The following is a 15396-nucleotide window of genomic DNA, read 5'->3' as shown; positions in this document are numbered from 1 at the left end:
AAGGTTTTATGTAATTGTTAGCTGCAATTATAATAGATCCGAGAATAAAGACAGTGATCTGATTGTGAAGCAGTTGGTCATTTATAGATATGCATGAACTGAAAACTATGATGAAAGAAGAAAAATAAGTACCTAAGAAGGAATGCCAACGAGTTAAGTTCTGATCATCTGTTTTTAACCTATTGACCCAGGACATTAGAAGAAAAACTGATATAACAAGTCCTAAGAATAGATGAAGATAGAATAGTGCCGAATATCCAGAGAGGGTATCCCAATCCCAAAGACCTTCCTGATAATTAATTATGTCGAAAACAAGAAAGAAAATATTGAGGAAGAAAAGGACTCTTGCAAGATTACGAGAACGAATAAAGTTATGGCGCGTTATTTCATCAAAAAACTCTTGTTTATACTGTTCAGGTAGTAGTTTTCTAAAAGGAGAAAGCATCTGCAAAGCACCTTTCTAAAATGACATTTATGAGATACAGCCAACATTTTAAGATTCGACATAATTAAACATCTTTCCTTCCTAAACGAGTGATATATTTTAAAAAATCTTTGAATCTAAGTTGCTGACCTTACAATGTAGGGGATAGTTTCTTTTATAATTGAAAATGGTGAGATTGGCCGAATAAAGAATATTAGGAGGATGAAATGAACAATCAGTTGCTTTACCCTCTGACTTTTTCACAGCAATCTATTTGGGATATTGAAACGTTCTATAAGAATACAAGTTATGGAAACCTAGGAGTCGGTGTAATTTTACGAGACGATATTAATATAGATATGCTTGAAAAAGCAGTGAACATAATTCTACAAGAGCATGAAGCCATTCGTTTAAGATTCATTATGGTAGATGGAGAGCCCCGCCAGTATGTAGCAGTGTTCAAGGAATATCGTCTTAATCGACTGGATTTTAGTCATCAACACGGACTAGAAGAGTTTGAACTTTGGAAGGATCAACAAACAAGGATACCTTTTAACCTTTTAGAGAATGACTTGTTTTATATTGCCTCTGTGAGATTAACTAACTTTAAAGTGGCAATATATTTTAAATTTCATCATCTTATTTCAGATGCGTGGAGTTTAACTATGATTATAAAAGAAGTCCTTAATGCTTATAAGAGATTAATGAACTGTGAACCCTTTATACCTGAACAAAAACCTTCTTATCTAAGCTATATTTTAGAGGACATTGATTATTATAATTCTCCTAAGTTTATGGAACGGAAGGTTTTCTGGCAACAGGTATTTCAAGCTAATTCAGAGTTTACTTCGGAGGACAAAATTCACGGCAGGAAGGATAGCCGAGCTAAGAGAATGACATTCACAATGGCCCATGACCTCAGCGAAGCCGTAAAGCTTTTTTCGAACAAACACAATGTTTCGGAATTTATAGTCTTCTTCGCAGTATTTGCCCTATACCTATCAAAGGCAAAAGGGAAGCAGGATTTGGTTATTGGCACGCCTGTACTTAACAGGGCAAATTTTCAACAGAGAAATACCGCTGGAATGTTTATTAGCAACGTACCCTTTCCTATAACGATAGATTTTCAATGGGATTTTTTGACCTTCATAAACCATATTTCTAAGGTGTGGAAAAAAATATTAAAAAATCAACGCTATCCATACAAAGAAATTCTGAGAGACCTTCGAGTAAAGCAAGGTTTTTCTGGGGCTATAAACGATGTAGCTTTTTCATATCAGATTTCTAAATTAGATGTCGAAGGTATAGACCTAGAACCCTTTTGGAGTTTTAATGGTCATGAAATTAACACACTATCTTTAAGCATAAGTGATTGGAAGGACGATGGAGAGTTAAGGCTTGATTACGACTACTTAATTAAAGCTTTAAGCGATAAGGATATTGAACGAATTCATAGTTATTTGATAACTTTTTTGAAGGAATTAATTAATGAGCCAACCATACCGTTGTCAAAGATTTCTCTTTTAACAAGTCAAGAAAAGTATGAACTTATTCATGGACTAAATCTCACATCGTTAGATTACCCAAAGGAAAAGACCATTCATCAGTTGTTTGAAGAACAGGTGAAGAAAACGCCCGAGCAAATAGCCTTAGTTGTCAATGGTCATAAATTAACCTACATTGAATTAAATGGACGGGCGAATCAAATAGCTAAAAGGCTAAGACTAAAAGGCCTAACCCCTGATAGTATTGTAGGAATTATGATGAATCGTTCTCCTGAACTAATGATTAGCATTCTGGCAGTCCTTAAAGCAGGAGGCGCTTACCTTCCAATCGATCCTCTGTATCCTCTTGCTAGGATTGAGGAAATGCTGTGTAATAGCAGGGCGCATTTGTTGCTGACAAACCCAGTAAGTATTGAAGAAAAAGAGCTTTTCGACATGTTTTCAAAGAACTTAGAACTAGAAATACTAGATCTTAAGGATTCGTCCTTATACACAGTATCTAAATCGGACTTGATCAATTTTATCAGGCCAAATAATCTAGCCTATGTTATCTATACTTCGGGGTCAACAGGTGCGCCTAAAGGGGTAATGATTGAACATCGCTCTGTAAATAATTTAATTCACGCTTTATGGAAGTTTTTTTATTTCTCTGAGAAGAAGGTAATTGTCTCACTGACCACGGTTGCTTTTGATATTTTTGTTATGGAGACCCTCGTGCCTCTTTCTTATGGGTTAACCTTAGTAATAGCCAACGAAGTTGAACAAAAAAGCCCTGCACTATTGTTTGATCTTATCAAAAAGAATGATATTGAGATGCTTCAAGCTACACCGTCTAAAATTCAGTCTTTGTTAAAAGATCCTCAATGTTCAGAAGGATTGGCACCAATAATGGATATGTTTATTGGCGGAGAACCACTTACTGAAACTGTCCTCCATAAACTGCAAAATGTGGCTCCTGCTGCAAGAATTTACAATATGTATGGGCCTACTGAGACAACAGTATGGTCAATGTACAAGGAGTTAACTTCAGAAACTCAGATAACTTTAGGAAAACCCATCGCCAATACTCAAATTTACATCCTTGATCAAGGGAAACAAATAGTACCACAAGGAGTCACGGGGGAAATTTATATTGGGGGAGAGGGACTTGCCCGCGGGTATCTCTATCGTAACGATCTAACGCAAGAAAGATTCATTCCCAATCCTTTTCATGAAGGACAAATCATCTATAAAACGGGGGATCTTGGACGATGGACAACGGAAGGAGAGATAGAATATCTGGGGCGAAATGACGACCAAGTTAAGATTAGAGGGTTTCGTATTGAGCTGGACGAAATTAGAAAAGTCCTAGTCGAGCATGTGGATGTTCAGGAGGCAGTTGTTATTTCCCATGTTGATGGGAAAAAGAGGAACTATTTGTGTGCTTATTTGGTTGGGGATAAGGATTGTTCTGTTTTAGACATAAGAACTTTTTTAGAGCAAAGGTTACCTGAATACATGATTCCGGCAAAATTTCTTTGGCTGGATGCGATTCCACTTACTCTAAATTTGAAGGTCGATAAAAGGAGCCTTCCTGCCCCAACAGCGGTGATACAAGATACCAAACTGGCCCCACCTGAGAATCTATTTGAAGAAGAATTGGTTAGGCTATGGACTAAAGTATTAGATGTAGAGCAGGTAGGAGTTGAAGATAACTTCTTTCTCCTTGGAGGAGATTCGCTGGCTATTATCGAGATTTTGACCGAGGTTTGGTCCAAAAAGTGGGATTTAAAGGCTCAGGACTTTTATGATTATCCAACAGTTCGACAGCTCTCTGACAAAGTAAGAGGAAAGCTCAAGGGGCAGAAGGTTGTAGATTCTAGGAAAGATTTCCCCCGCCCGCCGTTGCACTATGAACTTCAAGGGATGCCTGATTCTAAGCCGGAGTGGCAGGGGAATGTGCTCTTAACAGGGGCAACCGGATTTCTGGGGATACACTTACTTTGGGAGTTATTAAACAGTACCTCAGGACTAATATATTGTTTAATGCGCGGAAGTGATCTGGAGAAACGGTTTCAACGCTTATTTGACAGCTATTTTCCCGGTAGGATTCAAGCATACTCTCAGCGGATCAAAATTATAAAGGGAGATATTTCGCAAAAGCATTTTAAAATGACCCCTGAAGGATATTCTGAATTGGGGAAGAATGTTCATTCGGTGATTCATGCAGCAGGGCTTGTTAAACATTATGGAGAGTACTCTGATTTTGAGAAGATAAATGTTCAGGGGACTCAGGAAGTAATCGATTTTTGTATAACCTTTAGCAGGCCTTTACAGCATATTTCGACAATCAGCATTGCCGGAAATCGCTTAACCGGGGATTACACTAATGGGCATTTTGACGAAGTTCAGCTATATATCGGTCAAAACTATCTGGATAACTTATATATTAGAAGCAAATTCGAGGCGGAAGTACGAGTTTTGGAAGCGTCAAGGTTAGGATTGCATGCTGCAATTTTCAGAGTGGGGATACTGACCGGAAGATATTCTGACGGACATTTTCAGGAGAATATCCAGGAGAATGCTTTTTATCAGAAACTAAAATCTTTCCTCGAAATAAAGGCCATATCTCAAGATATGCTGAATCAGGAGCTTGAATTTACACCCGTGGATGCTTGCGCTCAAGGAATAGTCGATATAATAAGGACAAATACTCAGCCCAGCCGAGTGTTTCACATGTTTAATCATAAAAAGCTAAAGATGACGAAACTGATTGAGATCCTCTATTTACTAGGTATTAAAGTTCAAATTCTGGATACGAAGTCCTTTTACCAACTGATAGACAGTTATGTACAATCACCCCATTCATTGAGTGGGTTTGTTCTAGATCTTACTGAAGATCAGGGAATTGCAGAAAGTATTGCGGTGGAGAGTACAATTACTCAAGCCTATCTGGCCCAAATAGGATTTCAGTGGCCGGAGATCACAGAAGGTTATTTGACGAAACTAATAAAATATATGGTTAGTGTAGGTTTTTTACTACAAATCATTTGACCTTAACTGACCTTTTGTACTAAAATAAAGTTAATCGGCAAGAATATAATAGTTAAAGTAAGGACGCCTAATAAGAGTAAATAGGGGGAATTGAAAATGGGTTATCTGGTTCCAATGGTCGTTGAACAAACAAATCGTGGGGAACGCTCCTACGATATATACTCCCGTCTTCTCAAAGACCGGATTATTTTCCTGGGGGGTGGCATTGATGACGATGTTGCTAACCTAGTCGTAGCACAAATGCTTTTCCTCGAAGCTGAAGATCCGGAGAAGGACATTAATCTTTATATTAATAGCCCTGGGGGTTCTATCACCGCGGGAATGGCTATTTATGACACTATGCAATACATTCGCTCTGACGTGCGGACAATTTGTATTGGAATGGCTGCAAGCATGGGAGCCTTTCTGCTGGCAAGTGGAACAAAAGGAAAACGAGTCGCTTTACCAAACTCGGAGGTCTTGATTCATCAGCCTTTAATCGGCGGGCATGGACTTTCCGGACAAGCGACAGAAATTGAGATACATGCCAAGCAACTGCTGAGGACTAAAGCAAAAATGAACAAAATTCTTGCCGAGAGAACCGGTCAACCCATTGAAAAGGTTGAAAAGGATACAGAACGTGACTATTACATGACTGCCGAAGAAGCTAAAGAATATGGTCTGGTGGATCAAGTGCTGGAAAAGCTTGAAGTTGCTACAGAAAAGTAAATAATAAAGAGATTATATAAAACGCAAGGCGCTAGTTTGCCCTTGCGTTTTGTTTTGCCTGCGCAAAGCTGAAGGTTCCCAAAATCGAGACATACAAAACTTCATAGAAATTGATACCACAAAAAAGCGGTCTCCTTTCAGTGTCATGGTTAAGGAGGTCGCTTTTGCTGTTCAACTTAGAGTCAAGGGATTCATAGTATATTTTGGTGGATTATGATGAAAGAGCATATATTTTATATTATTTTACATATATTTCTAATTAGGAAGGTAATTAATATCTTATGTCGAAATCCTATCTTCGGAAGATAGATCTAATTATTTCAAAACTCAAAGATATAGTTAATAAGTGCACATGTAGGGTAAGCATCTTGATAATTTTAACATCAGGCTGAGGTAACTGAAGCCTGATGACTCCACATAAAGTGGGAGCTTAAACGTGGATGAAGGGAGACATTAGCATGCGCAGAATTCGTAAAGCAGTCATACCGGCAGCTGGGTTGGGAACTCGATTTTTACCGGCCACTAAAGCCCAACCGAAAGAGATGCTGCCGATTGTGGATAAACCAACCATTCAGCACATTGTAGAAGAAGCTATCCAATCCGGTATAGAGGACATTATTATCGTAACAGGACGAAACAAACGTGCTATAGAAGATCACTTTGACCGTTCTATGGAACTTGAAGGGTTTTTGGAAAAAAACTCTAAAGATGAGCTCTTAGACCTTGTTCAGGATATTGCTCGAATGGCTGATATCTATTACGTTCGGCAAAAGGAAGCCTTAGGCTTAGGTCACGCAATCTATAGTGCCCGGAAATTTATAGGTAATGAGCCTTTTGCGGTTCTCTTAGGTGATGATGTAATTTACTCAGAAGTACCGGCGTTAAAGCAAATGATTAATCATTACCAGCGCTACGGAGCAAGTATTGTCGGGGTACAAGAGGTTCCCTATGAGGACACAATCAAATACGGGATAGTCGATGGAGAAAAATTCGCCGATCGACTTTACAGAGCTAAGAACATGGTGGAGAAACCCCGTCCGGAAGAAGCACCGGAAACTCGTTTAGCCATCATGGGACGTTACATCTTAAACCCGGAGATATTCAATATTCTAGAGGAATTACCGGCAGGCAGGGGCGGAGAAGTACAGCTGACAGACGGTATTAAAGAACTGGGTCGATTTCAGGAAATACTCGCTTATGAATTTGAGGGTCGCAGATATGATGTTGGAGACAAACTGGGGTTTGTGGAAGCAACCATTGATTATGCCTTACGGAGAGGAGATCTTTCTGAGGATCTGATTAATTATCTGCGGGACATTGTTAGGAAAGCCGATAAAAGTAGTTAAGATGATGACCTCACCGCTTAAGGTGAGGTTTTTCTATTAATAACTTCAACACTTTAGCCGAGAAATTAGCTAATTATTTTCCATAATGCTGCGCCTTAATCGCGAATTATATGGACAGCATGAGGGCTTGTGACTTTTAATGGAAATTGAGAACGGAAAATGAATCAAACTCTACAGCGAAAGCGACACTCTTCTCTCCCAATAATTGGTAAAATGCACTTGTACTAAAAAAGACTAAAGGAGGGAAGAGACTAATGATACCAATCGACAAAAAGAGGATAGTAACCCTAGCAGGAACCTTGGTTCTTGCAGGAGCTGTTGTTGCAGCAGGGGTATATGGCCCTAGCGTCTGGAAAGTTTTCCGGCAGCAAAGTGCTATCACAGATCAGGTAGTTATTCAGACACCAACCGTTGATGATAAAAACATTAGCGGTACTAATGGCACGATGTTGCCGGAAGGGACTGCTCCACCTGCAGTACAAGGAGCGGCGGAAACCACACCTACAGTAACAACAGTACCTAATACTCTCAATGCACCTCCACAAAGTGATTCCGGATCAAAGAATAAGTATAAAGAGCCGGACACTAAGCAGATAGACATGGCGCCGTCTATCGCTACTTACTTTGGAGAAGCTGCATTAAGTAACGATGCTAAAACATTAGCTTTTGGATCTGCCTGGAATATCCACCAGTATGTAGATGGCTATCTCTATGGACCGGCAGCAGGTCCACAGATGAATGAGGAAGATATTAAGAAGTATATTGTTTTCCATAAGACATTATTGGACAAGCAGTATAAGAACGAAGCGAATATTGCTAAGGCAGCCGCCTTTACAGGCTACCTGGATGTACTTTTGAATAGTGGAATCGATGCCTTTGATTCGAAGGATAAAACTCGAATTGAGCAATTCCACCAAGGAATTCATGATCTCGATGCTCACTTATTGCGTAATGACACAAGTTCTAAAGTATACGGGGCGACGCCATTTGCAACCAAACGAACATAATTTTAGGCATCTACTAAAGCAATAAATCTAGGAATGGTATGAAGCTTATCTACAGCACTATCCTTTACAACTACTACGCTAAATTATATTCAAGGTGCACAATGGCCTCTTGTATTTAATTTCATGTTAAAAGCTCATGACTGGAGTCGATGAGCACTATACTCGGATTTTAGATAGAATGATCCATTAAATTGGTTAGTTTATGGATTAGCAGATCCGTAAAAGATGGAGGGAGCGCCGAAAAAAATAATATAAAACCAAAAAACAAATAAATAAACATTGTGGTTAGTAGGAATTAACCTGGTTATGGCGAGGTTTATACTAACCAGATGGCAAAACTGAATATGTTTATTACAAGACCAGTCTTTAGCAGGCTGGCCTTGTTGTTTAGGCGGGCATTTTCGGCGGATTAAACAAATATTCTCAGCTAAATGTCTAACATCTCCTTCCTTTGGTCAAGATACTAATAAAAATCATTCGAAGGAGATTCTGGTCTTTATGCGTAAAATGAATTATCTGATTGGAGTATTGTCGTTAGGTGTTGGTGTACTTGTTGGGACACTGGGTGTGTCTTTACTCACGAATTCGAGTTCCCCAACCTCATTCATCTCCAAATTACGTGGCCAAGATAAGATACAAACAGTTTCCGGCACAGTTAGTGATCCGAATCAGACCTTAATCCCGGACTCAGATTTGGCACCAGATAACTTAACTGAAAGCGATTCCCATACCCTTTCCAATAAACAATCACTCTTGGCCCAACAAGTCATCACTGATTATAAACAAAACATAGGAACTTTTTTTGGAGCTTGGAAATCAACGGATATGGCTAGCTTCCGTCTTAAACTTGGCAAAGCGTACACGGGAGATTTGTTTGAGAAACACGCCCGCCGGGCAGAAGAATATTTGGTTCAAGGGATAGGGCTGGATGTAAGTCAAATAGTCTTTGATCAAATTGACGTAGAAAGTGTCACGGATAATACAGCTACCTTGAGAGTTGATTATCGCTACACAGCTAGAGATTACAGTCTAACGGATGGCACTCCCGTCGGGGAAGAGCATGAACAGATTGTTCAAGTTCGGGTCAATCTTATAAAACAAAACTCCCGGTGGTTGATTACCGGCGAGAGTACAATACAGTAAGAAAAACTGAGCTGCAGTCTTAATGACAAGCAGCTCATTCTTATTTGTCTGTGCATAAAACCAAAGCGTATGATACACTATAGCTCATAAAACATGCTTTGTATCTGATGGGATTCTCAAACCGTTGACACTAGGAGGATCAATAAATATATGGGGGATATATTTTAAATGATTCATAGCAGAGCTAATCATGGCAAACCGGGTATGATCGAAGAAATCGGCTATTTAAGAGGGTTTGGGGTTTTGGCGGTCATAGCCATTCACACAACCGGTTATTTTACGGAAGTCAAAGAGTTTAATACCCTGGTATTAGTGAATTTATGGACAGATATCTTTTCTCAATTTGCCGTGCCCTTGTTTGTGATGATATCGGGATTTGTATTAGCCAAGAACTATTATGGTAAGTTTTCGTTAGGAGTTTATTACAGAAAAAGAATGCGTTCAATTGTTCCGCAGTACTTTTTGTTTTCTGTCTTATATACAGCCTTTAACAATTGGATTGTTATGAATAACAACTCGTGGGGCAAGAATCTTGAATTAATTGCTAAAAATATTTGGCAGGCGGAAGCCTCCTATCACTTATGGTTTTTTTCAATCATCATCCAATTATACCTTCTCTACCCTCTAATCGTAAAACTATATGCTTTTTTCAGGCAGAGAGACAAAGCGGGATTGCTGGTTGTAATATTCTTAGTTATCCAGACTGCTTATATGGTTGGTATTCATTCTTCCTATTTGGCAGGGACAAAGCTGAACTTTATGGGCTTTCTTTTCTATTTTAGTTTGGGGCTTTATTGGCAGGACTATTTTTCGACCTATAAAAAAAACTTTAACCTGCCGATTTCCATCTTATTTGCCATGTCCCTGGCTTTAACATTAGGATGCAGCTTTTTCATTATAATTGGCTTAAAGACAGGGCATTCCTATAGTACAATACCGGAATACTTCTTTATGGGGCCGGAACTGATCTACCCGGCATTTAGAACGATAACATTTCTCCTGCTTTTCGCTGTTTCAAGCAGCCTTTTGGAAAAAAAGAAAAGTGTCATTGCCAGAGTCATTAATAAAATTGGAGATTATTCTTTTGGGATATACTTAATCCATATCTTTTTCAATCAATCAGCTATAAAATTTCTCAGGAACTATCAAATAGATTTTGATAACTGGGCTTTTTACATAATTGTTTTTGCAGTCACACTTATTCTAAGTTATATTAGTGTAAGATTGATCAGTTTTATTCCCTATAGTTATTATTTAATAGGATCCCAGAACAAGAAGAGATGACTCTGGAATTAGACTGCAACTTGTTGGAAAGAGGTAGTGAACTATGATCAAGTCCTTGCTTCACTGTCCTCTGTTTTAGTTGTAAAAGCATGTAAGTTGTAGTAAACTTTAGAACGATAAAGTTTAATGTTGGTTTATCGAGAAAGGGTTGAGCTACGTGTTATTCCGCAAACGGACGTTGATTTTAATGCTGATTGATGCTTTGTTAATCAACTTGGCAGCTTTCGGCAGTTTTTATTTGCGCTTTGATGAAGGCATACCTCTGGACTATTATCAGACCTATTATCACACAGCCATCGGGGGAACTATTTTATATCTGGCTGTTTTCTATGTCTTTGGGCTATATAACCGTCTCTGGCAGTATGCAAGTACCGGGGAATTACTCTCGATTGTTTATGCAGTATCCGTTGGAACCGGCGGAACCGTCGCGGCAGTTTATTTCTATGGTTTATCAAATGCGGACACCCTTTCCTATATTAGGATGCCCCATACTGCGGCAGTGCTTCTTTGGCTGGCCATGGTCTTTTTAATTGGAGGATCTAGGTTCATCTGGCGGATCTTGCAGGAAAACGCCTTTGACCGCCATGTTCCGGGCTCCCAAAAGCAGGTGCTCATTGTTGGAGCGGGGGATGCAGGGGTATTAGCGGCCCGGGAATTGAAAAATCGGAACTATCGGGATGGACGTCCGATTGGGTTTATCGACGATAACCACTCTAAACAAAAGCTCCAGCTGTTAGGAATTCCTGTTTTGGGTACCCGTCTGGATATTGCCCGGGTTGTAAAAGGACATAATGTGGATGAAGTTATTATTGCCATGCCTTCAGCATCAGGGGAAGCAGTTCGCGAGATTGTCCAAATCTGCGAAAAATTAGGGGTTATTCTGAAGATTATGCCCGGCGTCTATGACATTATTAGCGGTGACATGAATGTTAAACCGATTCGCCAGGTTCAAGTTGAGGATTTACTCGGTCGAGACCCGGTTTCGGTCGATTTAGAGGAAGTAGCAGGCTACGTTGCAGGAGAGACGGTGATTATTACCGGAGCAGGGGGTTCAATCGGTTCGGAAATCTGCCGTCAAATCGCCAGGTTTAATCCCGGGAGGCTGGTCTTACTGGGGCATGGGGAAAACACCATTTTTGACATCGAACAAGAACTGCGTTCTGAGCACCCGGGAATTGACTATATTACAGAGATCTTGGATATTAAAGATCGGGAAAAAGTCTTCTTAATCTTTGAACGCTATAAGCCCGGGGTTGTCTTCCACGCGGCGGCTCATAAACATGTTCCATTGATGGAAAGAAATCCGGAAGAAGCTCTTAAAAATAACGTTGTCGGCACCCAAAATTTAGCGGAAGCTGCTGATGAAGTAAAAGTGAAGACCTTTGTTTCAATTTCTACGGATAAGGCGGTTAATCCAACAAGCGTTATGGGGGCCACAAAACGTACGTCAGAAATGATTATTCAAAGCTTAGACCTTCGTTCTCAGACAAAGTTTGTTGCAGTTAGGTTTGGGAATGTATTGGGGAGTCGTGGCAGCGTAATTCCAACCTTTAAACGGCAAATTGCCCAAGGCGGTCCTGTTACAGTCACACATCCTGATATGGTGCGTTACTTTATGACAATCCCTGAGGCAGCTCAGTTAGTTATCCAAGCCGGAGCTATGGCTCGCGGCGGAGAGATCTTTATCTTGGATATGGGGAAACCTGTTAAGATTGTAGACTTGGCTAAAGACTTAATTCGGCTTTCTGGGTTTGAACCGGATGTTGATATTAAGATACAATTCACAGGAATTCGGCCGGGGGAAAAGCTCTTTGAAGAGTTGTTGACGGCTGAAGAGGGAGTCACTTCTACTAAACATAGTAGAATCTTCGTTGCCAAGCCCAATAATATTGATGTTAAGCTCCTGGAAGAGTTAACCCATATTATTCGAGAACGGGGTAGCTTTTTAACCAGAGATGAAGTTATCAAGTTGTTGCAGACAGTTATTCCGGCCTTTCGTAAGAAAACAGAAAAAGTAGTCGTTAATCAGTAAGGGGGAAAACGGAAATGTTAACCGTTAAAAATGTAATTACCAATGAAGATGTGGTTGCCAAAACTCTTAAAGAAAAAATAGAAAAACATCAAGCAAAAATCGGCGTTATCGGCTTAGGTTATGTGGGGCTTCCCTTAGCCGTTGAAAAAGGGAAGGTAGGCTTTCCTGTACTGGGGTTTGACATCAACCCGGCCCGGGTGGATCGTGTAAACGCTGCGGACAACTATATTGGAGATGTCAAAGATGAAGACCTTAAGGCAATGATTGATAAAGGGCTGTTACAGGCAACCACCGATTTTTCAAGATTAGCAGAATGCGACGTGGTAATTATCTGTGTTCCCACACCGCTGACAATCACCCGAGATCCGGATATTTCCTATATTCAGGCCTCAACGGAAGAAATCAGAAAATCCTTGCGCCCCGGTCAAATCATAACCTTAGAAAGCACCACCTATCCGGGAACCACAGAGCAAGTTATTCTTCCTTTACTGGAAAAAACCGGATTAAAAGTGGGACAGGACTTCTTTCTGGCCTTCTCTCCGGAACGGGTCGATCCCGGTAATAAACGCTTTACTACGAAAAACACCTCTAAAGTGGTTGGCGGTATGACGCCTTATTGCTTAGAGATTGCTTATGCTCTTTATAACCAAACAATCAGCAACGTTGTTCCTGTTTCTTCACCGGCTGCTGCAGAATTGACAAAAGTCTTTGAAAACACTTATCGGGCAGTAAATATTGCTATGGTGAATGAGTTAATGATGCTTTGCGACCGCATGGGGATTGATATCTGGGAAGTGGTGGAAGCTGCCGGCACCAAACCCTTTGGGATTCAGACCTTTTATCCCGGTCCTGGAGTGGGAGGGCATTGTATACCCATTGACCCTTTTTATCTCACCTGGAAAGCCCGGGAATACGATTTTCACACCCGCTTCATTGAGCTGGCAGGGGAGATTAATGTAGAAGTCTCTTATTATGTGATTAATAAGGTCATGCGGGCCTTGAACAGTGTTAATAAGAGCTTAAAGGATTCCAATATCTTTGTCCTCGGGGTTGCCTATAAAAAAGATATTGATGATATGCGTGAATCCCCGGCCTTGAAAATTATCGAACTCTTGCGTAAGCAAGGTGCCAATATCGTTTATCATGATCCATATATTCCGGTGATTGAGCCCCATGGAGGAAGCACAATTCACTTAGAAAGCGTACCTTTGACAGATGCTGCCTTAGCTGATGCCGATACAGTATTAATCTTAACAGATCACACTGCTGTGGATTATGAGAGGGTCGTTGAGAAGGCTAAGCTCGTAGTAGACACTCGAAATGCCACTAAAAATGTTTTAAGAAATCGTGAGAAAATCGCCAAAATCTAATTAAAGGTGTAAAATAGGCGGTAATAGCGATTTCAGTATAGAGACCCAGGTTTAAGGGGAATCAGCTGATTCCCCTTAAACCTGTATATGGTTTGGACTTTGAAATAATTAGGGAAAGTGTGGTTGTATTTAAATGAGTGGAAATGACAAAACTCGGTTTGCGATTATTGGTTGTGGACGGATTGCTCCCAAACATGCGGAATCTATCGTTGCCCTTCCGGAAGCAGAATTAGTTGCAGTATGTGATATAGTGCCGGAGTTAGCTCAGGCCTTTGCCGATAAATATGGAGCTGAGCCTTATACGGATTATCTGGAAATGCTGAAAAGATCAGACATTGATGTTGTTACTATCGCAACTTCCAGTGGAATTCATGCAGAGATCGGAATTGCAGCAGCTGAAGCAGGCAAGCACGTCTTGGTTGAAAAGCCAATGGCCATGACCTTGAAGACAGCGGATGCCATGATTGCGGCCTGCCGTAAAGCCGGTGTGAAGTTAGGAGTTATCCATCAAAACCGTTTTAATGACTCCATCAAACTTCTTCGTAAAGCTGTTGAAGATGGCCGCTTTGGCAAGTTAACTCACGGACAAGCTACCGTACGTTGGAATCGCAATGATAACTACTATACCCAGGCACCCTGGCGCGGAACTAAGCTCCACGATGGAGGGGTATTGATGAATCAATCGATACATAACATCGACCTCTTACAGTGGACATTTGGCCCAGTGGAGTCGGTTTTTGGATATACAGAGACGTTTATGCGCAAAATTGAAATGGAAGATATGGGAGCCGCTGTTGTTAAGTTTAAGAATGGGGCCATTGGAATTATTGAAGCAGCTTCGACCATCTATCCAACGAATATTGAAGAAACCTTTAATGTTTTTGGCGAAACAGGATCTGTGATCGTTGGCGGAATCGCCGTAAACCGTATTGAAGTCTGGGAGTTCCCCGAGAGTGCCGAAGAAAAGGCCCAGATCTTTGCCAGCCAAGCTGGGGATCCTCCGAATGTCTACGGATACGGACATCGGGAGATCATCTCGGATATGATTCAAGCTATCCGGGAGGATCGGACACCTGCAATTCCCGGAGAAGAGGGACGTAAGGCGCTGGAAATTATTCTGGCGATCTATAAATGCCAAGAAACGAAAGAGCCGGTTGTGTTTCCGTTGGTGGAGTAGAAGGAGTCGCCGGGGTCAGGCGGCTTCGTCCACATCCTGCAAGACTTGCCAATTCGTGCGACGAAGACACTGTCTTCGCACGGGTTAAACCTTCTTGCAGCAGTGTCTTCGACACCCAGCACTCCGAGGCTTGCCTACTCGCTTAGGCGGGAGCTTCACCAAACCTCCGGGTAATACCTGGTGTGAACGCTGGCCATGGATGGCCGAGTGTCCCCGTAGCCCAAAGACACTGTCTTTGCACGAATTATTCTTCATGCAGGACGGCGAGAGGGGACCCAGTGGCTCCGCTTCCCACCTAAGCTTTGTAGGCTTTACCGCCTCTCCATGCAATGGGTTCACTCCTGTGGATCGAAGCCGCCCGTCTTAC

At 41.0% G+C, this 15396-nt stretch carries 9 protein-coding genes; all 9 read left to right on the top strand.

What is annotated here, in order from left to right:
• Nucleotides 1-651: 651 nt before the first annotated feature.
• Nucleotides 652-4962, top strand: a complete 4311-nt coding sequence (locus DESMER_RS20940; protein WP_014905064.1) for a non-ribosomal peptide synthetase — start codon at nt 652-654, stop codon at nt 4960-4962.
• 96 nt (nt 4963-5058) lie between these two features.
• The gene (gene clpP / locus DESMER_RS20935; protein WP_014905063.1) at nt 5059-5670 is read left to right on the top strand and encodes an ATP-dependent Clp endopeptidase proteolytic subunit ClpP; all 612 of its coding nucleotides are present in this window, start codon (nt 5059-5061) and stop codon (nt 5668-5670) included.
• Nucleotides 5671-6128: 458 nt separating this feature from the next.
• Entirely contained in the window at nt 6129-7016 is an 888-nt protein-coding gene (gene galU, locus DESMER_RS20930; RefSeq protein WP_014905062.1) for a UTP--glucose-1-phosphate uridylyltransferase GalU, read from the top strand.
• A gap of 254 nt (nt 7017-7270) precedes the next feature.
• Nucleotides 7271-8023 (top strand): hypothetical protein, encoded by a 753-nt coding sequence (locus DESMER_RS20925; RefSeq protein ID WP_014905061.1) that lies wholly within the window; start codon nt 7271-7273, stop codon nt 8021-8023.
• Between the two features lie 498 nt (nt 8024-8521).
• Nucleotides 8522-9166 (top strand): hypothetical protein, encoded by a 645-nt coding sequence (locus DESMER_RS20920; protein ID WP_014905060.1) that lies wholly within the window; start codon nt 8522-8524, stop codon nt 9164-9166.
• 168 nt (nt 9167-9334) lie between these two features.
• On the top strand, nt 9335-10450 hold the full coding sequence (locus tag DESMER_RS20915) for an acyltransferase (RefSeq protein WP_014905059.1): 1116 nt from the start codon (nt 9335-9337) through the stop codon (nt 10448-10450).
• Between the two features lie 157 nt (nt 10451-10607).
• Nucleotides 10608-12482, top strand: a complete 1875-nt coding sequence (locus DESMER_RS20910) for a polysaccharide biosynthesis protein (RefSeq protein WP_014905058.1) — start codon at nt 10608-10610, stop codon at nt 12480-12482.
• Nucleotides 12483-12496: 14 nt separating this feature from the next.
• A complete protein-coding gene (locus DESMER_RS20905) occupies nt 12497-13852 on the top strand; it encodes a nucleotide sugar dehydrogenase (protein ID WP_014905057.1) in 1356 nt (451 codons plus the stop codon).
• A 133-nt stretch (nt 13853-13985) separates the two neighbouring features.
• Complete coding sequence (locus tag DESMER_RS20900) at nt 13986-15029, top strand: Gfo/Idh/MocA family protein (RefSeq protein ID WP_014905056.1); 1044 nt, start codon at nt 13986-13988, stop codon at nt 15027-15029.
• Nucleotides 15030-15396: the final 367 nt, after the last annotated feature.

The sequence above is a fragment of the Desulfosporosinus meridiei DSM 13257 genome (assembly GCF_000231385.2).
Lineage (GTDB): Bacteria > Bacillota > Desulfitobacteriia > Desulfitobacteriales > Desulfitobacteriaceae > Desulfosporosinus > Desulfosporosinus meridiei.
Note: the sequence above shows the minus strand (reverse complement) of the source record. Positions and strands in the feature narration are given on the sequence as shown.